Source organism: Thioalkalivibrio sp. ALE22, from assembly GCF_000381445.1.
Taxonomy (GTDB): domain Bacteria; phylum Pseudomonadota; class Gammaproteobacteria; order Ectothiorhodospirales; family Ectothiorhodospiraceae; genus Thioalkalivibrio.
On sequence record NZ_KB906499.1, the window covers coordinates 202907 to 223451 of the forward strand.

The window sequence follows — 20545 nt, forward strand, 5'->3', positions numbered from 1 at the left end:
CCTCCGTACCCGTGGCCCGGGAGGGTGATCAGCGCCCCTGTGTGGCGCACATCATCCATCGCCTGGATATCGGCGGGATGGAGAACGGGCTGGTCAACCTGATCAATCACATGCCGGCCGATCGCTTCCGCCACGCGATCATCTGCATGACGGACTACACCGACTTTCGCCGACGCCTCCAGCGGGATGATGTCAGCCTGCACGCCCTGCACAAGCGCGAAGGCAAGGATCCGCGGGTGCACCTCCGCCTGTGGCGGCTGCTGCGCCGCCTGCAACCGGACATCGTGCATACCCGCAACTTCGGCACGCTGGAGGCGCAGGTGACCGCCGCGCTCGCCGGGGTGCGGGCGCGGGTGCACGGCGAGCACGGCTGGGATGTCGGGGACCTCGACGGCACGCGTGATCGCAACCGCCGCCTGCGCCGTCTGGTGCGGCCGCTGGTGGGGCATTACATCGCCCTGTCGCAGCACCAGACAGGCTATCTGCGGGAGGCCATCGCGGTGCCGGCGGCGCGCCTGTCGCACATCTTCAATGGTGTGGATACCGGCCGCTTCGCGCCGTTACACGAGGGCTTTGTGTCCCCGTTGCCGCAGGGATTCCGGGACCCCGGCACGTTCGTGATCGGTTCGGTCATGCGCATGCAGGCGGTCAAGGCGCCGCTGGATCTGGCGCGGGCCTTTGTCGCGCTGCGCGAGCTCCTGCCCGAGGCCTTTCCGCGCCTGCGCCTGGTGATGATCGGGGATGGGCCTTTGCGCGCCGAGGTCGTTCAGTTCCTGGAGCAGGCCGGGGTCGCGCACCAGGCCTGGCTTCCCGGCGCTCGGGAAGACGTCGCCGACTGCCTGCGGGCGCTGGACCTGTTCGTGTTGCCGTCACTGGCCGAGGGGATCTGCAACACCATCCTCGAGGCGATGGCGACGGGCCTTCCGGTGGTCGCGACGGATGTCGGGGGCAACCCCGATCTGGTGCAGCCCGGGGTGACCGGGGCACTGGTGCCGGCTGGGGACCCCGACACGATGGCCCGCGCGCTGATGGTCTATCCCGCCGATCCCGCGCGGACCGCGCGCGAGGGGCAGGCCGCCCGCGCCCGGGCCGAGGCGGCGTTCAGCATGGAGGCGATGGTCACGGGCTACATGGCGGTATACGACCGGGTACTGGCCCGGCGTTAGTTGTGGCGCTAACGCCAGCCGCCCCGCGGCGCGAATCGCGGGCGCTCGGTGGCGGGGTTGTCGTTTATTCTGGATTTTCCGTGATGGTGCGAGGGCCCGGCCCGAACCGGTGTCCGCCCGGCGGCATCGCCCAGTGTCGACCTGGCCGTGGATCGCCCGAATTCGACCGACGCCCAGGCAAGGAAGCAATCAGGATCCCTACATGTGCGGTATTACCGGCATCTTCGATCTGCGCGACCGGCGGCCGGTCAATCGGTCCCTGCTGGAGGCGATGAACGAGACCCAGTTTCACCGGGGCCCGGACGAGGGCGGTGTGCATCTGGAGCCGGGTGTGGGGCTGGCGCATCGGCGCCTGTCGATCATCGACCTGGCCAGCGGGCAGCAGCCGCTGTTCAACGAGGACGAGACCGTCGTCGTGACCTACAACGGCGAGATCTACAACTTCCCCGAGTTGACCGCCGAGCTGCAGCAGGCGGGCCATCGCTTTCGCTCCCACTGCGATACCGAGGTGATCGTGCATGCCTGGGAGGAGTGGGGCGAGGCCTGTGTGCAGCGCTTCCGCGGCATGTTTGCCTTCGCCGTCTGGGACCGCAACCGGGATACCCTGTTCCTGGCCCGCGATCGTCTCGGGATCAAGCCCCTTTATTACAGCGCGCTGGCCGACGGGCACCTGATCTTCGGTTCGGAGCTCAAGGCGCTGATGGCGCATCCGGGGCTGCCCCGGCGCATGGATCCGCATGCGGTGGAGGACTACTTCGCCTTCGGTTACGTGCCGGAGCCGCGCAGCATCTTCCGCGGCGTGCACAAGCTGCCACCCGGCCACACGCTGACCGTGCATCGCGGGCAGGGCAACCTGAGCGAACCGCGCGAATACTGGGACGTGCCGTTCGCGGACAACGGCGTCACGCACCTGGACACGGCCGCCGAGGAACTCACCGCCCGCCTGCGCGAGGCGGTGGACATCCGCATGGTGGCAGACGTCCCGCTGGGCGCGTTTCTCTCCGGCGGGGTCGACTCCAGCGCGGTGGTTGCGATGATGGCGGGGCTGTCCGACGATCCGGTGCGCACCAGTTCCATCGGCTTTGCCGACCCGGCCTACGACGAGTCTCGCTACGCGCGCCTGGTGGCCGAGCGCTACCACACCGATCACCACACGCAGGAGGTCGATCCCGACGACTTCGCGCTGCTGGATCGGCTGAGCGGGCTGTACGACGAACCGTTTGCCGACAGCTCCGCGCTGCCTACCTACCGCGTCTGCCAACAGGCGCGCCGGCAGGTGGTGGTGGCCCTGTCGGGGGATGGCGGCGACGAGAACCTGGCGGGCTACCGGCGCTATCGCCACCATCTCGCCGAGGAGCGTCTGCGCGCACCGTTGCCGCTGGGGCTGCGGCGCCCGCTGTTCGGCACGCTCGCAAATGTCTATCCCAAGGCAGACTGGGCCCCGCGCCCGCTGCGCGCCAAGGCCACCTTTCAGGCGCTGGCCAGGAATTCGGTCGAAGGCTATTTCCAGGGCGTCTCCATCCTGCGCGATGATCTGCGCGCGCACTTGTTTTCGCCGGCATTCCGGCGCTCGCTGCAGGGCTACGGCGCGCTGGAAGTCCTGTGCCGGCACGCGGAACGCGCGCCCACCGAACACCCGCTGTCCCTGGTGCAGTACCTGGACATGAAGACCTACCTGCCGGGCGACATCCTGACCAAGGTCGACCGCGCGAGCATGGCGCATGCGCTGGAGGTCCGGGTCCCCATCCTCGACCACCAGCTGGTCGAGTGGATCTCGGGGCTGCCGCCGGAACTCAAGCTGCGCGGCCCCGAGGGCAAGTTCGTGTTCAAGAAGGCCATGGAGCCCTACCTGCCGGAGGAGATCCTTTACCGCCGCAAGAAGGGGTTCTCCGTGCCGGTTGCGGAATGGTTCCGCGGCCCGTTGCGCGAGCGCATGCAGGCCCAGGTCCTCGGCCCGCGCATCGCCGACTCCGGCATCTTCGACATGGACTTCCTCAAGACCCTCGTGAACCAGCACGTCAGCGGCGCCCGCGATCACAGCCCGGCACTGTGGTCGCTGCTGATGTTCGAGGGCTTTCTGGCGCGCTCGGCGGCCTGATGCGGGGGTGATGATGAAAATCCTGCACGTCCTTGATCACTCTATCCCGCTGCACAGCGGGTATACCTTCCGCACCGCCGCCATCCTGCGCGAGCAGCACCGGCTGGGCTGGGAGACGTTTCATCTGACCAGCCCCAAGCAGGGGGCGGTGGATGCGGACGAGGAGGATGTCGACGGCCTGCACTTCTACCGCACGCGTTATCGCCCGCGGACCCTGCCGGGGCTGGGTGAGTGGGGCCTAATGCGTGCCCTGACCCGACGCCTCGAGACCGTAGCCCGGGAGGTGCGGCCGGATGTCCTGCATGCGCATTCCCCGGTGCTCAACGCGCTGCCGGCCTTGCGGGTAGGGCGGCGTCTCGGCATCCCCGTGGTTTACGAGGTCCGGGCCTTCTGGGAGGACGCCGCGGTGGATCACGGGACCAGCCGCGAACACGGGCTGCGTTACCGCCTGACGCGCGGCTTCGAGACACACGTGTTTCGCCGGGTGGACCATGTGACCACCATCTGCGAAGGCCTGCGCCAGGACATCGTCGCCCGGGGCATCCCTCCGGACCGGGTCACCGTGATCCCCAATGCCGTGGATGCCGAGGCCTTCCGCCTGGGCGGGGCGCCGGATGCCGAGCTGAAGGCGCAACTGGGGCTGGGAGACGCCCGCGTGCTCGGTTTTATCGGCTCGTTCTATGCCTACGAGGGGCTGGACCTGCTGCTGGAAGCGTATCCGCGCATCCGCGAGCAGGCGCCCGATGTGCGCATCCTGCTGGTGGGTGGCGGCCCGCAGGCGGAACGCCTGCAGGAGCAGGCCCGACGCCTGGGCATCGCAGACCAGGTTGTTTTTGCGGGCCGTGTGCCGCATGACCAGGTACAGCGCTACTACGACCTGGTCGACCTGCTCGTGTACCCCCGGCACTCGATGCGGCTGACCGAACTGGTCACCCCGCTCAAGCCGCTGGAGGCGATGGCCCAGGGGCGACTGCTGGTGGCCTCGGACGTGGGCGGCCACCAGGAACTGATCCGGCACGGCGAGACCGGCTGGCTGTTTCCGGCCGACGATTCCGAGGCACTGGCGAACACCGTACTGGACACCCTGGCCCGCGAGCCCGAATGGGATGCGGTGCGCGCCGCGGGGCGCCGCTTTGTCGAGCGGGAACGCACCTGGGCGAGGAGTGTGGCCCGCTACCAGGCGATTTACGAACGTCTGCGGGGTGTCGTGGAGCCCGCCCATGCCCGGTGATCGGCGTCATCCGGGCCGACGTCCACGGCTCGTGGTCTTCACCCGTGTCTATCCGAACGCCGCGCAGCCGAACCTCGGCCTGTTCGTGCGCGAACGCATGCGGCGGGTGGCCGGACACCTGGATCTGGTCGTCGTGGCACCGGCCCCGTGGTTTCCGTTCCAGGGATTGCTCGGGCGTCTCAGGCCGCATTCGCGCCCCCCGCTGCCGCGCTACGAGGAGCAGGACGGCATTGCGGTCTACCACCCCCGGTTTTTTTGTTTCCCCGGCGTGCTCAAGTGGACCGACGGGCTCTTCCTGGCGCTGGGCAGTTTCCGGTTGATGCGGCGGTTGCGGCGTGACTTCGGATTCGACGTAATCGACGCGCACTTTGTGTATCCCGACGGCGTGGCCGCCCGCTGGCTGGCGCGCTGGCTGCGCTGCCCCTACACCATCACCCTGCGTGGGAGCCTGACGCGCTTTGCGGGTAGCGCCCTGCATCGGCGCCAGATCAACCGGGCGCTGAGCGCGGCCGCCCGCGTGTTCTCGGTGGCGGACTCGCTACGCCAGGATGCGATTGCCTGGGGGCAGGCGCCCGGACATGTCCAGGTGGTCGGCAACGGCGCGGACCTGGCGCGTTTCCGCCCCGAGGACCGGGCCGCGGCCCGGCAGCGTCTGGGTCTGCCGCAGGAAGGCCGTTTCCTGGTGTCGGTGGGCGGGCTGACCGAGCGCAAGGGTTTTCACCGGGTGATCGCGACGCTGCCCGAATTGCTGCACACGCAGCCCGACCTGCATCTGGTGATTGCGGGCGGGGCGACGCCCGAGGGCAACAACGAGGCGGAGTTGCGTGAGCAGGTGCGGACGCTGGGTCTGGAGGCGCGGGTGTGGTTCCTGGGGCAGGTGGCGCCCGACGATCTGCGCTTCGTCTATTCGGCGGGCGATGTGTTTGTCCTGGCCACCCGGTTCGAGGGCTGGGCCAACGTCTTCCTGGAGGCCTCCGCCTGTGGCCTGCCGATCGTGACCACTCGTGTCGGTGGCAACGCCGAGGTGGTGAATTCCGATCAGGTCGGCATCGTGGTCCCGTACGGTGACCATGACGCGCTGCGTGGCGCTCTCAAGGAGGCCCTTGAACGCGACTGGGATCGCAAGGCCATCCTGGCGCATGCGCGGGAGAACGCCTGGGAGACGCGCATCCCGCAACTGGTCGCAGCCTTCGAGCAGATCGTGGCCCCAGATCGTGCTGCGGCCCCCGGGGCCGCGCGCTCCGGCTGAACATGGGGCTCTACACGCAATGCGTCGCGCGGGGGCTGTTCCCGCTGCAGGAACGGCTCAAGGGCCACCCAACCGTGCGCCACCTGCGGGCCCTGGAGGCAAGCCAGTGGTGGACAGCTGAGGGCCTGCGGCACCTGCAGGACCAGCGGCTGCGGCACCTCGTGGAGCAGGTTGCACGGCAGGTGCCATTCTATCGGGAGTGGTGGGCGCAGCAGGGAGGGGCGCCAGCCGATTTCTCTGGCATCGATGATCTCCAGCGCCTCCCGGTCGTCGACAAGGTGCTGATCCGCGAACAGGGCGTGGCCTGGCGCGCGGAAGGCGCGGGGAACCTGGAAGAGCACCACACCAGCGGATCATCCGGCGAGCCACTGAGCTTCTGGCTGGGCGCCGATCGTATCGGGATGGACATTGCCGCTCGCTGGCGAGCGACGCGCTGGTGGGGTGTGGATGTGGGTGATCGCGAACTCGTGCTCTGGGGGTCCGCGGTCGAGAACGAGGCCCAGAATCGCGTACGGGCCTGGCGCGATCGCCTGTTCCGTTCGCATCTGGTGCCAGCCCGTGACCTGAATCCGGATCGGCTCGACCGGATCATTGAGCAGATCCGGCTGCGGCGCCCGCGCATGTTGTTCGGCTATCCGTCGGCGTTGTCCCGCGTCGCCTGGCGCGCGCGCGAGCGCGGGCAGCGACTGGACGACCTCGGGATCCGCGTCGCCTTCACCACCTCGGAGGTCCTGCGGCCGGAGTGGCGCGAGGTGATCGGCGATGTGCTGGGCTGCGGGGTGGCCAACGAATACGGTGCGCGCGACGCGGGGTTCATCGCCCGTGAGTGTCCGGCGGGTGGGATGCACATCACGGCCGAGGCCCTGATCGTCGAGATCCTGGACGACGAGGACCGGCCGGTGTCACCCGGCGAGTCCGGCAACATCGTCGTCACCAACCTGACGGGGCCGGAGTTCCCGTTCATCCGTTATCGCACGGGGGATCGGGGGGCGCTGGACCCGCGACCCTGCTCCTGCGGACGCGGCCTGCCGCTGCTGCGCAACATCGAGGGCCGCGCCAATGACGGTCTGATCGCGGTGGATGGCGCCTGGGTGCACGGCAGCCGCTTCAACTACCTGATGCGCGAGTTGCCGGGCCTGCGCGCTTACAAGGTCATCCAGCACGACCGGAATCGCGTCGAGGTTCTGCTGAACCTGGCCGCTCCATTGCCGACCGAGGTGGAGGAGCGACTGCGCCACGCGATTGTCGACGCACTGGGCCAGGCGATCCATGTGGAGGTCCACGTCGTGGATGTCATCCCCCCGGAGCCCAACGGCAAGCACCGCCACGTCGTCTGCCGCGTTCCCGCCCCCGATCGATCCGGGTGATGTCGTTCCCCGTGCCGACGTGGATTTTTTGCACCACAGAGGGCATGGAGCACACGGAGGGGAAAGATTGGGTTCACCACGAAGCGCACGAAGGCACGAAGAAGGGCTCGTTCACAGGAAGCGAGGGAAGAAGGGAAGATTTGTGAGAGTGGTACCGGGGTATGCCGGGTGAGCGGGGTAACCACCCGCGCGACGTATGCAGGTGAGCTGCGAAGCCGGTGTCTTGTGCGTGGACGTGGTCGAGGCCGCGATGCGTTTTGTTGCGCTAAAGGCATCCTGCCCGCTACTGCGTACCCGGTGCCGTCATCCCGGAAACCGCGCAGCGGTTATCCGGGATCTCGTTGGGGGTTGCGCAGCGTGGGTGCCAGGGCCTGGAGGTCCCGGCTCTCCGCTGCGCTGCGGCCGGGATGACGATGGTGGTGCGCTGCGGCAAGCATGACAGCTTCTTTCCGTCCAAAGCCTTCCCGCTCTTCCCGTCTTCCTGTTACCCGTCCTTGCGGCGAACCCGGCTCAGGCAGTCTGTTTCCATGAGCTGAATTCGCGGATTTGTTCCAGTTCCGTCTGTTCCGATTGCTGGGCCTTGAATAAATCCCACCGCACCTGAAGATTCAGCCAGAAATCGGGCGACATGCCGAAAAAGCGTGCCAGACGCAGCGCCGTGCTTGGGGTAATGCCGCGCTTCTGGTTCACCAGCTCGTTGATGCGCTGATACGGAACATGGAGCGCATCCGCCAGTTGGCGCTGGGAGATCTGCATCGGCTCCAGGAACTCTTTCGCCAGCATCTCACCGGGGTGAGTCGGCTGCCGGTAGGTAGGGATGCGGACCATGATTCTGCCTCAGTGGTAATCCGTGATTTCGACCTGGTCGGGCCCGGCGTCTGTCCAGGCAAAGCAGACCCGATACTGCTCGTTTTTCATGCTATGCCAAAACCGGAAGAGGGCGTAGCGTGGGTGCCATGGTCCGGAGATCCCGGCTCTCCGCTGCGCTGCGGCCGGGATGACGATGGTGGTGCGCTGCGGCAAGCATGAAAGTTTTTTGCCGTCCAAAGCCTTCCCGCACTTCCCGTCTTCCTGCGACCCGACCTTGGCCTGCAGGGATTGAATTCACCACGAAGCGCACGAAGGCACGAAGAAATTCTTGTGATGACCTTACAGCACGCTGCGACACCCCGGTGCCGGACAGTGCCATACAGGACGCGATCACCAGACCTACCCACCTTAATCCAGCCCTTCTCCGTGCCCTCTGTGTCCTCCGTGGTGTAACCGCCCTTGACCTTGCCCTTCTTCGTGCCTTCGTGCGCTTCGTGGTGAACACATCCAGGCAGACGCTGATTTAATCGCACGTCCGCGCGCCCGTTTTTGATAAAAACGGGCTGTGATGTACTATGGTATGCGCGCATACCACTGGATATTCCATTATGACCATACGTACAGGAGATACCCGTCAAACGGCTGTCCGGCTCCCGAAAGAGACGTATGGGCGCCTGAAAGCTCTGGCCGAAAAGACGGGCCGCACGACCACATACTACATTCGAGAAGCCATCGAGGAGCACCTGGAAGACCTGGAGGACATCTACCTGGCCGAGCAAACGCTGGAACGTATCCGGAGCGGCGAGGAAGAGGTAATCAGCTCCCAGGAGTTCTGGCGTGACCTGGAGGATTGAGTACGCTCATTCGACCCGGAAGGCGGTGCAGAAACTCGACCGGAAGGCCCGCCAGCGCATACGCCAGTATCTGGAGGAGCGTGTAGCCCATCTGGATGATCCGCGAGAGCTCGGGAAACCGCTCAAGGGGCGGTTTACCCAGCTATGGCGTTATCGGGTTGGGGGCTACCGTGTGATCTGCGAGCTGCGTGACGAGTCATTGGTGGTACTGGTTGTGCGGATTGGACACCGGAAAGAGGTTTACGATTAATGGCAGACAACCCGTCTGGTTCCTGCGACTGGCTGGCTCTCATTGCTAATCAGGTGCCCTGAAGAGGTTGTTTCACCACAGAGTGCACGGAGTGCGCAGAGGGAAAAGACCGGGTTCACCACGAAGGACACGAAGGCACGAAGGAGGGCTTGTTCACAGGAAGTGAGGGAAGATTCGTGAAGGTGGTGCCGAGGCATGCCGGGTGATCGGGGTATCCCCAGCGCGGCGGATGCAGGCGACCACCGAAGCCCACAAGGACTTGAGTCCGAACTCCGCCGCCCAGATGTCATCCCGGAAACCGCGCAGCGGTTATCCGGGATCTCCGACGTCGGGGCTTGGTCGGGCGCCTGGGGCAGCTTCTATGTGGAAGCTCCCGGCTCTTCGCTTTGCTGCTGCCGGGATGACAATGGTTGTGTGCTGCGGCCCAGATGAGGGGAGATGGAAACCGGTGCAGACGGGTGAGTTCCAGGCAGTCGACGCCGAGTCATTTCAGCCTGAGCCTTCCCTTCTTCCCTTCTTCCCGTCTTCCTGTGACCCGCCCTTGACCTGAAGGGATTGAATTCACCATGAAGCACACGAAGGCACGAAGAAATTCTTGTGCTGTCTTTACAGCATGCCTGCGACACCCCGGTGCCGGACAGTGTCAGACAGGACGTGATCACCAGACCTACCAACCCTAATCCAGCCCTTCTCCGTGCCCTCTGTGTCCTCCGTGTCCTCCGTGGTGTAACCGTCCTTGACCTTGCCCTTCTTCGTGCCTTCGTGCGCTTCGTGGTGAACAAATAGCGAGCGCAGGCGGCTAGCGGGCGGCGGGGTGCGACTCCAGCCAGAGGTCCAGCATCATCAGGATCCAGACGAAGTCGCCGTAATAGGCCGCGTGGCCTTCGCGGTGCAGACGGATCAGTTCGTCGATGAAGTCGTCGCGCAGGAAATCGCGGCCTTTCAGGCGTAACAGGCTGTCGTAGGCCAGTTCCTGTAATGGGGCGTGCTCCTGCATCCAGACGCCGAACGGCAGGCCGAAGCCGTGCTTCTTCTTGTCGATGATGGCGTCGGGCAGAAAGCCGGTGAACGCCTCCTTGTAAAAGTGGCGCAGGCGACCGTTCTTCAGCTTGAGGTCCGACGGCACGCGACAGGAGAACTCCACCAGGTCGTCGTCCAGCATCGGAAAGGCGACGTCTACCCCGGCCAGCTGGCACATCTCCGCGACCTTGCGCAGGTCGTTGTCGGCCAGGGTCTGCTGCCAGTCCAGGTACATCATGCGGTTGAGGGATGATGCCGAATCTGGCTCAGAGTAGATCCGCCGCATCAGCTCCCAGGGGCCCTCGGTGTCCACCGCTGCGAGAAACTCCGGCTCGAACATCGTCTCCGGCGCCAGGCGATGCAGGTAGTTGTAGGTCTGCAGGCGGTCCGGCAGCGGGATGCGTGCCTGTTCCACGTAGCTGCGGGCCTTGCCGGCCAAGGGCAGGCCGCGCGGAAGGCGGGTGAACAGCGGGTCCAGCAGGTGGTGGCGCAGCGGCGCGGGGATCCGGCCCCAGTGTTCGAACACCCCTTGCTTGGCGTACCGCGCATTCCCGGCGAACAGTTCGTCACCACCGTCGCCGGCGAGCAACCGGGTGACGCCGGCGTCCTTTGCCATGCGGGCGCAGAAGTAGGCCGGCAGCGCGGAGGAGTTGCCGAAGGGCTCGTCGTAGCTGGCGGCGATCCGGGGCACGGCCTCGACGACGTCTTCCGGCGTCACGTAGTACTCGTGTGCCTGGGTGCCGAAGTGCTGCGCGGCGATGCGCGCATACTCCATCTCGTCGTAGCCGGGCGCGTTGAAGCCGATGCTGAAGCTGTCCGCCCCGGGCTGGATGCCGGCGAGCATGCCGGTGACCGTGGAGCTGTCCAGGCCGCCGCTCAGGAAGGCGCCGGTTCGCGGCGAGTCCGCGCGCCGGTCCACCGCGATTTGTACCCGTTCGCGAAGCTCCTGTTCCAGCGCTGCCGGCGCGGCGCTGCCGTCCTCCGCGAAGACGGGGCGCCAGTAGGCGTTCACTTCGGCCCGGTCGCCGTTGTGGATCAGGCAGTGCGCCGCGGGCAGCTTTTCCAGTCCGGCAAACAGACTGACCGGGGCTGGCAGCATGTGGAAGAAGCAGTAGTGGTAGAGCCCCTCGCGCGTCACCTCGGTGGCGACCGCTGGATGGGCAATCACGCTCCCCGCGGTGGTGCCGAAGGCCACGCCGCCATTCAGCCGTGCAAAGTGCAAAGGCGTCTGGCCCAGACGATCGGTGCCGGCTACCAGGTGCCCCTGGCCTGCATCCACGATGACCAGCGCGAAGTCGCCGGTTATCTGTTCGAACAGGCCGCTGCCCTGTTGCCGCCAGGCCTCCAGCAGAGCCTGCGCGGGGTCGCGTTCGCGCGCACACTCCGCCAGCGCGGGTTTGCGCCATTGCGGGTGGCCGGTGATCGCGGCGATGACGTCCCCTTCCTGCGCGGTCCAGCCGCCCCGTACAAGGCAACCACCCAGGCGGTTCGTGCACCGGGATTCACGTGCCCCGGGGAGCCCCGTGAGGGCCGCTCCCTGGGCCTCGAGGGCGTCGCCCGGGGATGCGGCATTGACCGCGAACCATCCACAAAGTCCCGCCATCCGTCCGCCTGTTGCCTGGTCGGTCCAGGGAAACGCTGGTTGATGTACGCACCCGGGCGTGGGCCCGGCGATCCGTGCCGTATGGGTCCCCATTCTACGTCCGGGGTCGGGCGTTCGAAGGCGGGCCGGGTGCAGGAGGTTAACGAGCCGATCACGCGGGGCCCGCGGCCTGTCGGGGACGATCTGGACAGCCTGTGCAGATACGGTAACCTGCCAGGTAACCCGCATCTCCGGTCGGGCACGGATACCCGCCTTCAGGAACCTTCATATGTCGACCCTCGATCACACCCGCAATCTGCTGGACAGCGCCCTCAGCCTGAATGGACGTGCGCAGCAGTTCGACCGCAACACCACGCTGCTGGGCGGCGTCCCCGAACTGGACTCCATGGCAGTCGTCTCGCTGATCACCGCGATCGAGAGCCACTTCGACATTGTGATCGATGACGACGACGTCAGCGCCGAGACCTTCGAGACGGTTGGCACCCTCGCTGATTTCATCGACGCCAAACTCGACTAGCTCGGTCATGGAAGCCGGGTTCCTGGAGGGCAAGGCCGGACCGGTGTTCCATGTGCTGCATCGACCGGAAGGCCCTTCCGTCCGTGGCCGTGTGCTGTTTTTCCCGCCGTTCGCCGAAGAGCTCAACAAGTCCCGCCGCATGGTGAACCTGCAGGCTCGCCGCATGGCGCAGGCCGGGTATGCGGTGCTGATCCCGGATCTCTACGGATGCGGCGACAGTGGCGGCGACTTCGGCGATGCCGACTGGGACCTCTGGCTGGATGACCTCGCCCGCTGTAATGACCACCTCGAGGCCTGCTGCCCGGCCCCCCTTCTGGTCTGGGGCTTGCGCGCCGGCTGTCTGCTGGCGGGCGATTTCCTGGCCGCGCGTGCCGAACAGGCCGCCGCCGCGATCTACTGGGCGCCCGTCACCAATGGCGAACAACACCTGACCCAGTTCCTGCGCCTGCGCATGGCCGCCGGCATGATGGGCGGGCAGAAGGAATCCACCGGTGATCTGCGTTCGCGGCTGCGGGATGGCGAAGCGCTGGAGGTGGCGGGCTACACCCTGGCGCCTGCCCTGGCCGAGCGCCTTGCCACCGCCCGCCTCGAGCAGCCCCGGGCGGCATCCGTCGCCTGGCTCGACATCGCAGCACAGGACGATGCCCCGCTGCCGCCGGCGGCCGAACGCCTGATCGAGCGCTGGCGCGAAGATGAGGCGGCCGTAACCGCAACGATCGTGGGTGGCGACGCCTTCTGGTCCACCCAGGACATCATCGAGGTGCCGCAATTGCTGGAGGCGACCACGCAGCGCCTGGAGGCCCTGGCATGAGCGAGCGCGCCGTTGTCTTCCGGGTGGGGGAGGAGGAACTGCTGGGTATCCTGCACCCCGGCGCGGAGGGCGCCCGGCGTGGTGTGCTGATTGCCGTGGGCGGGCCGCAGTACCGAGTGGGCAGTCACCGCCAGTTCCTGCTCTTGGCTCGACACCTGGCGGCGCAGGGGATACCCGTGTTCCGCTTCGACTTTCGCGGCATGGGGGACTCTTCCGGTCGTCAGCGGACGTTCAAGGAGGTCCATGACGACATGGGGGCGGCGATGGATACCTTTTCGGCCGAGGCGCCGGAGATGCGCGAGGTCGTGATTTGGGGGCTTTGTGGCGCCGCTTCGGCCGGCCTGTTCTATGCCTGGCGGGATGACCGGGTGGCAGGCCTGGTCCTGGTGAATCCCTGGGTGCGAACCAGTGACGGGCTGGCGCGGGCCTACTTGAGGACATACTACCTTCAGCGTCTGGCCAGTCGCGATTTCTGGACCGGGGCTCTGCGTGGGCGACTGAACCCATGGAACTCCGCGAAATCCCTCGCGGGCATGGCCAGGGCCGCCCTGCGTCCGCGGGCTACCGGTTCGAGTGCGCACGACACGGGTCCCGACACGGACCATGGCCCCCTGCCGGAGCGGATGGCCGCGGGCTGGAAACGCTTTCAGGGGCCGATCCTCGTGATCCTGAGTGGCGACGACCTGACCGCCGCCGAGTTTCGCGATGTGGCGACCAACGCGCCCGTCTGGAATGGGTTGCTACAGGAGTCGCGGGTGACCCTGCAGGAGCTGCCCGACGCGAACCACACCTTCTCCCGACGCGAGTGGCGCGATCAGGTGGCGAACTGGACCGATGACTGGGTACGCGGCCTTCCGGTGACAGGCACAGAACCATGACAACGCGGGACCTCGAGAAGCCGCTGGTGTCGGTCATCATGCCGGCCTACAACACGGCCGCATACATTGCCGAGTCCGTCGACAGTGTTCTGGACCAGGATTATCCCAGCGTCGAGTTGATCGTGGTGGACGACGGCTCGACCGACGGGACAATCGAGATCCTGCGTGCATATGGCGACCGCCTGACGCTGCTGACCCAGCAGAACCAGGGCGCGGCCGTGGCCCGCAATGCGGGCATCGCCGCCGCCTCCGGCGACTACATCGCGTTCATCGATTCCGACGATGTCTGGTTGCCGGGAAAGCTCGCGGCGCAGGTGGGCTACATGGACCAGCATCCCCAGATCGGGATGACCTTCACGGCCTGGCATAACTGGAAGCCCGATCCATCCGGGACGTTTCTGAAACCCGATTCAGCCGAGGGCGTGCACCCGAAGAACCCCGATGGGAAATCGCTTGTGGAGCGCGGATCCGGCTGGTTGTACAACCGTCTGCTCTTCGGTTCGCTCCCCCATACCATTACGGTGATGATGCGGCGCGATCTGGTCGAACGCGTTGGACAGTTCGACCCCGAACTCAAGAGGGGTCAGGACTACGATTACTGGCTGCGGGCTTCGAGACTGACCGAAATCCACCAGTTGAACCTCGTGACCGCCCTGTACCGCCTGCATGGCGAAGGCTGTATTACCAAGTATCCCGACACGAACTATGAATACGAGGTGGTCCGCAAGGCGCTGCGTCGTTGGGGGCGGCTTGGTCCGCGCGGAGAGAAGACATCGCTCGGTGCAATCCGTCGGCGACTTGCGCAGACATGCTTCAGTTTCGGCTATCACCACTACTGGGAGGGGGACCCGAGACTGGCGCTGCGGTCTTTTCGTCAGTCGGCGCTCCGGTATCCCTGGTCCGCTTCTGCCTGGGCGTATCTTGCCCTGAGCGCCTGGAAAAGTGTCGGTCGCAAGGCCCACTGAATGACTGGATGGCCGTGCTCTGAATCGTCGGGGGCGATTGAGAGATTTCACTCGATCGAAGAACGTTTTCTCCGGCGAACCGTCGCCGATGCAAGGAGGTGTCCCATGAGTGCGGATCCCACTCCCGAACAGGCCGAACTGATCGAGGCCGAAGCCTACGAGAGCATGATGAGGGTGGCCGAAACCGCAGGCATTCCGGGTTTTCGGGCCGTTCGTAGTCGCTCGGGCCTCGCGCTCGTTGCGCCGGGGCTGAAGAAGATCCTGGTTTTTAACCGGGTGCTGGCTCTGGGTGTCTCGGAGCCGGCAAGCGAAGACTATATTGACGAGCTCGCGGCCCTGTACGCGCCGCATGAGCTTCCCTGGGCAGTGGAGCTCAGCCCCCATGCCTGCCCCGAGCTCATCCCCCAATGGTTGCGGGATCGCAGGATTCGCCGTGGTGCGCCTTCGGCGGTTCTGGTGCGCTCCACCCACGATATTCCCGAGGTCACAACCGACCTTGAGATTCGCCCCTGGCAGCCAGAAGATAACGATGCGGGCGCCGCGTTGGCCGCGCAAACCTTCTCCGTTCCAGAGGAGGTAACGGCACTTCTGGCGGCGCTCCCGCATGCTCCGAGATGGCGCCAGTGGCTGGTGCTCGATGCGGGGAAGGTTGTGGCAACCGGGCTGCTTTATCTTGGCGAAGGGCTTGCGTGGACCGGTTGGGCGGCAACTCAGCCGGAATATCGAGGTCTCGGACTCCACGGAGCCATCGTCTCTGCCCGGATCCAGGATGCGGCCCAACACGGATGCAGCTGGGTCGTTTCGGATACGGCGATCGGAACCGAGGCCAAGCCCGATCCCTCTTACCGGAACCACCTACGTAAAGGTTTCCGGGTCGTGCATGAACGGCACAGCTACCTGGCGGTGCCGGGGGTGGTTAAGGCCGCGTAGCTGGAGTCGCTCGCCCTGCGCAATGGAGCGTGCGTTACGCGTCTGCAGACGCAAGGCGCGCGATCAGCGCCTTGCGGTCGACCTTGCCATTCGCATTGAGCGGCAGATTCTCGAGCGAGTGAATGGTTCGCGGGACCATCACGGCGGGCAGGCGCTGGCGGAGCCGGTCGCGCAGGGCTGCCTCGTCGACTCGTTCCGCGACCACGAAGGCCACGATCCCGGAGGCGCCGCTTTCCGTTCGTGGCCATCCAACGGCCACCGCCTGGTCCGTGCCGGCGGCCTCGCGCAGCGCCGCCTCCACCTCGCCGAGCTCGATGCGTACCCCGCCGATCTTGATCTGATGGTCCAGGCGCCCGAGGAAAATGATCGGCTCGCCCGGGCCCGGGCGGCGCACCAGGTCGCCGGTCCGGTAGTGGACGCGACCGTCATCCAGGTGCACGAAGGCCTGCGCCGTGCGCTCAGGATCCTTCCAGTAGCCAGGGGTCACCTGTGGGCCGCTGATCAGTAATTCGCCCTCGGCCCCGACGGGTACCTCCTGCAGGGCCTCGTCCGCCACCCGCAGCTCCACCTGGTTGCCCGGATAGCCGATCGGGACCATGCCGTGTTCGCATTCCGCCGGTGACTGCGCCGGGTCCCAGCGGTAAAAGCAGGCATCCACCGTGCATTCGGTAGGGCCGTAGGCGTTGTCGATCCAGGCGTTGGGCGCGGCAACGGCCATTGCCTCGGCCAGTTCCGCCGACAGGGCCTCGCCGCCAAAGCGGCACAAGCGCAGGTCCGGAAAACGCCCCGGCGCCCAGCCGTTGCGACGGTTCATCCCGTGCCCGGCCGAGGGGGTGATGTCGATCACCGTAAGCGCCTTGTCCGCGATGTAGCGGTTGGGATTGAACCACTCCTTCGCGGACGGGCAGCACAGGCAGGCGCCAAAGGCCCACGAGACGTACAGATCGAACATCGACGAGTCGAAGGTGATGTCGTAGAACTGCGAGAAGCGGTCGGTCTCGTCAATGCCGAACTCCCGGTACCGCTCCAGCGACATCTCCACAAACCGCGCCGCATTGCGCTGTAGTACGCCCACGCCCTTGGGTATGCCCGTGCTGCCCGAGGTGAAGAAGAGACAGGCCAGGTCATCGGGTGATACAGCTGACGGTACCCAGTCTGTCGGTAGAGGGGCGCCTCCGGCTACCCGAAAGCCGTGCCCGGGCCAGCCCGCCTGGAGCTCGTCCAGCCGCTCGGCATCGGGCAACAGGATCACGAGCGGGCGGGAGAATGCGCTCAACAGGTCATCGAGCCGCTCCAACCCCTGATCATCCACCAACAGCGCCGACAGATCCGCCTGTTCGGCCATCGCCAGTGTGCGCTCCGTCGGGAAGCCCGGATTCAGCGGCACGAGAGTATGTCCGGCCAGCAGCGTACCCAGAAGCCCCTGGTACATCGCCAGCGAGCGCTGGGCCAGCACGCCGATACGGCAGGGCGTGCCATCGCAATCGACGGACTGCTGCAGCGCGTGGGCGGTTGCGGCAGCAGTCTCGAACAACTCCCCGTAGCTGAGTACCTGACCCTCCACATCCAGGGCCGGGCGCTCCGGGAATTGTTCTACCGAGCGCAGGAAGCCGCTCAGCAATCCGTTCGTTAGCCTGGCGTTTGGCACTGTTGCGACCCCCGCTTTGCTCGAAAATCCTTTATCCGCGCGGCTTGCCGAGCCTTCCAGCCACTTGTGGCGCGAAGCCCTCGCAGCTTGCCGCGCCCCGGAACGCCCTGAACGCTTCCCGACAAGCTTCCGTGATCGGCGCATCTCGTACAATCGAGTGCATCTACAGGCCGCATGGCCTGGCTAACGGCTGCCTGATGGCGGTTCCCCTTTGGGCCGCCAATGGCCCTCGCATGAAGGATCCGGGTCGGCGCGACATGCTGGAAACCCTGCGCAAGCTGAATGCCCTGCTGGACCCCCGCGACCGCGGGAAGGTCGGACTGTTGGCGATCCTGATGATCGTGACCGCCTTCATGCAGACCGTGGGTATCGCTTCGGTGATGCCCTTCCTCGCCGTGCTATCTGACCCAGCCATGGTCCACGACAACGACATGCTGCGCATCGCGTACGACTGGCTGGGGTTCGAATCCACCAGCAGCTTTCTGTACTTCCTGGGGCTGGCGGCGTTTGTGCTCTTTGTGACCGGAACCGCGCTCCAGGCTCTTAACCAGTGGGCCATCACTCGGTTCACGCACATGCAGCAGTACGAGCTTTCGCGGCGACTGATGGGCGACTATCTAGCACGGCCCTTCACGTTCTTTCTCAACCGCAACTCCGGCGACCTTGCCAAGACCGTTCTGCAGGAGACGACCCAGGCCATCAATGGCGCTTTACTGCCGATGCTGCGATTGGTCAGCCAGGGCTTGCTGGCTCTTTTCATCATCGGCCTGTTGGTCGCGGCGCAACCCTGGCTGGCCATGATCGTGGCCGTTAGCCTTGGTGGCATCTACGGGGGCATTTACGTTATGGCGCGCACCTGGCTGAACCGCATCGGTGAGGACCGCGTGGAGGCGAACCGCGAACGCTTTACGGCTGCAGCGGAAGCCTTCGCAGGTGCAAAGGAAATCCGCTTGCTGGGGCGGGAGCGCGACTATCTGGAGCGCTATCGCCACCCATCCAAGCGCTTTGCCAGTCACCAGGCGAACGCAATGCTGCTGCAAAACCTTCCTCAGTATGCAATCGAAGCCATCGCCTTCGGCGGAGTCCTTCTCCTAGTCCTTTTCCTCATGGCAGGCGATGGAGGACTTGCCCAGGCGTTGCCGTTGATCGGCCTCTATGCGCTCGCTGGGCGGCAGCTCATCCCCGCATTCCAGAAAATCTTCCAGCAGATCGCTTCGCTTCGCTTCAATACCGCGGCGGTGGACAACATTCTGAAGGATCTGGGGAGTCGCCCCGACAGCACACCCATGATCGAGCGCCATGACAAGCCGAAGCCCCTCGCACCGTCCATGTCCATCGAGGTGAAGGGCCTTTCCTATCACTACCCAGGTCATGAACAACCGGCCCTCAAGGATGTTTCGCTGGAGATCCCCGCACGAACCACCGTGGGATTTGTGGGTTCCTCCGGGGCGGGTAAGAGCACTCTGGTTGATCTCCTTTTGGGCCTTCTGGAGCCTGACGAAGGACAAATCCTCATCGACGGTGAGCCACTGACACGTAATAACGCTCGCAACTGGCAGGCGGCACTGGGCTATGTACCGCAGCATATTTTTCTGGCGGATCAGAGTGTCGCTGCGAACATCGCCCTGGGAGTACCCGAGGACAGGATCGACCAGGCCGCTGTAGAGAGGGCCGCTCGCCTCGCTAATTTGCACAACTTCGTGACGACTGAACTGCCGCGTGGCTATGCCACCATAATCGGGGAGCGCGGCACCCGTCTCTCTGGCGGCCAGCGCCAGCGAATCGGCATCGCCCGAGCGCTCTATCGCGATCCCGATGTGCTCTTCTTCGACGAAGCCACCAGTGCGCTGGACAACGCCACTGAACGTGCCGTTATGGACGCTCTCCACAACCTGTCCGGCCAAAAGACGGTCGTACTCATCGCGCATCGCCTGAGCACTGTGCGCCCCTGTTCTCGAATTTTCGTCTTCGAGCAAGGACATCTTATGGACGAGGGGGTTTGGGAAGACCTTTCGGACCGGAGCGCGTCGTTCCAAAGACTGGCTGCCGGTGCCGCCTGAGGAGGACTTTCAGGGCTTTCAGGCGAGCATTGTGTATCGCTCAGCCGCCGAGAGTCGCCTTGGCTGTACCGTTAAACAATGGATCGTTACATGAATGCACAACCGGCTACCGGTCTCGCCAAGATCCTGTTCAAAGACGACACTCAGCGACGTTTGGCTGCAGGAAGAGGCAGCTGGGCGGCTCTTACGAGGGAGGAACTCCACGTTGCCCTGGTCGATGCGGAGGAGCGATGGTCGCCTGCTTTGCAGGGAGTTGAACGGCCGTGGCTGTGTTGGAACGTGGATGCTGACTGGTGTCTTGTTCAACAACGGATGGCCGCGCACTTGGGCTGGACTCCAGTGGTCGGCTTCGACCCCCGGGTCGGGCCCCCACCGGTGATCAAGGGCGGCGTCTTGATTGACTTCAACGAGAAGCTGCAATTGCCCTCGATGTCGATGATGTTCCCGTTGGAGCTGGCATTTCTGTTCGTAGATGATCGCCTCGCTTTCTGGCATTCGGATCTGATTGTCCGAATGCCGTTGCTGACCAAGATGGCAACCCGCTTCGACCAGTTAAAGCCCGGCCAGACTGCGGCTGTGGATCTCAGGACACGATGGTATCGGCGTTGGGCCGGTTTTCGGGGCCGGTATTGGGAGCTCCTCGGGTGTACGACACGCCAGGCCAGTTATGACCAATACCAGAAGGGGTGTGGCTGGTGGCGCCGTCCGGCACATCACCCCAACTGCCCATCGGAGGAAGAACGCGCCGCGCGCGAGCGTTACATGATGGATCACGGTGTGGGTATTCTCATATGGCACGAGCGCCATAGGGGCGATGTAGTGCCGATAAACGCAAAGCCATTAGATGAGGGGCACTGCACGCGCATTGGAAATCCACGTTATGTGGCGCAGTCACCCAATGATGTTCGACGGGACCTCAGTAAGGATTTGTCCTTCAATTATGACCTGCAGGAGGTATGCAGGGGTCTCGATGTCACAGATTTCCTTAAAGACTTTCGGCAGCCGCGCGCTTAAGGGCGACGTTTATGGCCTTTGGGTCGGCCGGTTCTCTGTAATCTGCGCGTGTTGGCGCATTCTTGATATCGCCC

The 20545-nt window shown here is 65.2% G+C and carries 17 protein-coding genes; 14 read left to right on the forward strand and 3 right to left on the reverse strand.

What is annotated here, in order from left to right; all coding sequences use genetic code 11:
* Positions 1-41: 41 nt before the first annotated feature.
* The 5 genes from F793_RS0101035 to F793_RS0101055 all read left to right on the forward strand — a co-directional run bounded on the left by F793_RS0101035 (position 42) and on the right by F793_RS0101055 (position 7111).
* On the forward strand, positions 42-1166 hold the full coding sequence (locus tag F793_RS0101035; protein WP_018881915.1) for a TIGR03088 family PEP-CTERM/XrtA system glycosyltransferase: 1125 nt from the start codon (positions 42-44) through the stop codon (positions 1164-1166).
* Between the two features lie 202 nt (positions 1167-1368).
* The gene (locus F793_RS0101040; protein WP_018881914.1) at positions 1369-3264 is read left to right on the forward strand and encodes an XrtA/PEP-CTERM system amidotransferase; all 1896 of its coding nucleotides are present in this window, start codon (positions 1369-1371) and stop codon (positions 3262-3264) included.
* 13 nt (positions 3265-3277) lie between these two features.
* The gene (locus F793_RS0101045) at positions 3278-4495 is read left to right on the forward strand and encodes a TIGR04063 family PEP-CTERM/XrtA system glycosyltransferase (protein ID WP_026280832.1); all 1218 of its coding nucleotides are present in this window, start codon (positions 3278-3280) and stop codon (positions 4493-4495) included.
* Positions 4485-5744, forward strand: coding sequence for a glycosyltransferase (locus F793_RS0101050; RefSeq protein ID WP_018881912.1), 1260 nt, complete (start codon positions 4485-4487; stop codon positions 5742-5744). The genes F793_RS0101045 and F793_RS0101050 overlap by 11 nt, the downstream gene beginning before the upstream one ends.
* 2 nt (positions 5745-5746) lie before the next feature.
* On the forward strand, positions 5747-7111 hold the full coding sequence (locus F793_RS0101055) for a phenylacetate--CoA ligase family protein (protein ID WP_018881911.1): 1365 nt from the start codon (positions 5747-5749) through the stop codon (positions 7109-7111).
* 510 nt (positions 7112-7621) lie between these two features.
* Here F793_RS0101055 and F793_RS0101065 read toward each other — a convergent pair.
* The gene (locus tag F793_RS0101065; RefSeq protein WP_018876692.1) at positions 7622-7939 is read right to left on the reverse strand and encodes a HigA family addiction module antitoxin; all 318 of its coding nucleotides are present in this window, start codon (positions 7937-7939) and stop codon (positions 7622-7624) included.
* A 590-nt stretch (positions 7940-8529) separates the two neighbouring features.
* On the opposite strand from F793_RS0101065, the gene F793_RS0101070 reads away from it, so the two are divergent.
* Positions 8530-8775, forward strand: a complete 246-nt coding sequence (locus F793_RS0101070; RefSeq protein ID WP_018881910.1) for a DUF6290 family protein — start codon at positions 8530-8532, stop codon at positions 8773-8775.
* Positions 8759-9025 (forward strand): type II toxin-antitoxin system RelE/ParE family toxin, encoded by a 267-nt coding sequence (locus tag F793_RS0101075; protein WP_018880435.1) that lies wholly within the window; start codon positions 8759-8761, stop codon positions 9023-9025. The genes F793_RS0101070 and F793_RS0101075 overlap by 17 nt, the downstream gene beginning before the upstream one ends.
* Before the next feature lie 799 nt (positions 9026-9824).
* On the opposite strand, the gene F793_RS0101080 is transcribed toward F793_RS0101075, so the two are convergent.
* Entirely contained in the window at positions 9825-11648 is a 1824-nt protein-coding gene (locus F793_RS0101080) for an asparagine synthetase B (RefSeq protein ID WP_018881909.1), read from the reverse strand.
* Positions 11649-11916: 268 nt separating this feature from the next.
* Between F793_RS0101080 and F793_RS0101085 the strand changes: the two genes are divergently transcribed.
* From F793_RS0101085 to F793_RS0101105, 5 genes are all read left to right on the forward strand, one after another.
* Positions 11917-12165 carry a phosphopantetheine-binding protein gene (locus tag F793_RS0101085; protein ID WP_017941958.1) on the forward strand — a complete coding sequence of 83 codons (249 nt, stop codon included), beginning with the start codon at positions 11917-11919 and terminating at the stop codon, positions 12163-12165.
* 7 nt (positions 12166-12172) lie between these two features.
* Positions 12173-12976 carry a hydrolase 2, exosortase A system-associated gene (locus F793_RS0101090; protein WP_018876687.1) on the forward strand — a complete coding sequence of 268 codons (804 nt, stop codon included), beginning with the start codon at positions 12173-12175 and terminating at the stop codon, positions 12974-12976.
* Positions 12973-13854 (forward strand): hydrolase 1, exosortase A system-associated, encoded by an 882-nt coding sequence (locus tag F793_RS0101095; RefSeq protein WP_018881908.1) that lies wholly within the window; start codon positions 12973-12975, stop codon positions 13852-13854. Before F793_RS0101090 ends, F793_RS0101095 begins: the two co-directional genes overlap by 4 nt.
* Positions 13851-14819: a glycosyltransferase gene (locus tag F793_RS0101100; RefSeq protein WP_018881907.1), complete on the forward strand. Its 969-nt coding sequence runs from the start codon at positions 13851-13853 to the stop codon at positions 14817-14819. The genes F793_RS0101095 and F793_RS0101100 overlap by 4 nt, the downstream gene beginning before the upstream one ends.
* Positions 14820-14924: 105 nt before the next feature.
* Positions 14925-15749 (forward strand): GNAT family N-acetyltransferase, encoded by an 825-nt coding sequence (locus F793_RS0101105; protein WP_018881906.1) that lies wholly within the window; start codon positions 14925-14927, stop codon positions 15747-15749.
* A gap of 34 nt (positions 15750-15783) precedes the next feature.
* Here F793_RS0101105 and F793_RS0101110 read toward each other — a convergent pair whose 3' ends face one another.
* Positions 15784-17397 (reverse strand): amino acid adenylation domain-containing protein, encoded by a 1614-nt coding sequence (locus tag F793_RS0101110; RefSeq protein WP_038037007.1) that lies wholly within the window; start codon positions 17395-17397, stop codon positions 15784-15786.
* Positions 17398-17654: 257 nt separating this feature from the next.
* Between F793_RS0101110 and F793_RS0101115 the strand changes: the two genes are divergently transcribed.
* Both F793_RS0101115 and F793_RS0101120 read left to right on the forward strand, forming a co-directional pair.
* Positions 17655-19457, forward strand: a complete 1803-nt coding sequence (locus F793_RS0101115; protein WP_018881904.1) for an ABC transporter ATP-binding protein — start codon at positions 17655-17657, stop codon at positions 19455-19457.
* Positions 19458-19547: 90 nt separating this feature from the next.
* Complete coding sequence (locus tag F793_RS0101120; RefSeq protein WP_018881903.1) at positions 19548-20471, forward strand: hypothetical protein; 924 nt, start codon at positions 19548-19550, stop codon at positions 20469-20471.
* Positions 20472-20545 lie beyond the last annotated feature (74 nt).

Bases quoted from the DNA above. Each gene is read 5' to 3' on its own strand.
- F793_RS0101095 (WP_018881908.1), top strand. From the start codon at position 12,973: ATGAGCGAGCGCGCCGTTGTCTTCCGGGTGGGGGAGGAGGAACTGCTG.
- F793_RS0101120 (WP_018881903.1), top strand. From the start codon at position 19,548: ATGAATGCACAACCGGCTACCGGTCTCGCCAAGATCCTGTTCAAAGAC.
- F793_RS0101085 (WP_017941958.1), top strand. From the start codon at position 11,917: ATGTCGACCCTCGATCACACCCGCAATCTGCTGGACAGCGCCCTCAGC.
- F793_RS0101070 (WP_018881910.1), top strand. From the start codon at position 8,530: ATGACCATACGTACAGGAGATACCCGTCAAACGGCTGTCCGGCTCCCG.
- F793_RS0101045 (WP_026280832.1), top strand. From the start codon at position 3,278: ATGAAAATCCTGCACGTCCTTGATCACTCTATCCCGCTGCACAGCGGG.
- F793_RS0101050 (WP_018881912.1), top strand. From the start codon at position 4,485: ATGCCCGGTGATCGGCGTCATCCGGGCCGACGTCCACGGCTCGTGGTC.
- F793_RS0101115 (WP_018881904.1), top strand. From the start codon at position 17,655: ATGCTGGAAACCCTGCGCAAGCTGAATGCCCTGCTGGACCCCCGCGAC.
- F793_RS0101090 (WP_018876687.1), top strand. From the start codon at position 12,173: ATGGAAGCCGGGTTCCTGGAGGGCAAGGCCGGACCGGTGTTCCATGTG.
- F793_RS0101105 (WP_018881906.1), top strand. From the start codon at position 14,925: ATGAGTGCGGATCCCACTCCCGAACAGGCCGAACTGATCGAGGCCGAA.
- F793_RS0101100 (WP_018881907.1), top strand. From the start codon at position 13,851: ATGACAACGCGGGACCTCGAGAAGCCGCTGGTGTCGGTCATCATGCCG.
- F793_RS0101080 (WP_018881909.1), bottom strand. From the start codon at position 11,648: ATGGCGGGACTTTGTGGATGGTTCGCGGTCAATGCCGCATCCCCGGGC.
- F793_RS0101055 (WP_018881911.1), top strand. From the start codon at position 5,747: ATGGGGCTCTACACGCAATGCGTCGCGCGGGGGCTGTTCCCGCTGCAG.
- F793_RS0101040 (WP_018881914.1), top strand. From the start codon at position 1,369: ATGTGCGGTATTACCGGCATCTTCGATCTGCGCGACCGGCGGCCGGTC.
- F793_RS0101065 (WP_018876692.1), bottom strand. From the start codon at position 7,939: ATGGTCCGCATCCCTACCTACCGGCAGCCGACTCACCCCGGTGAGATG.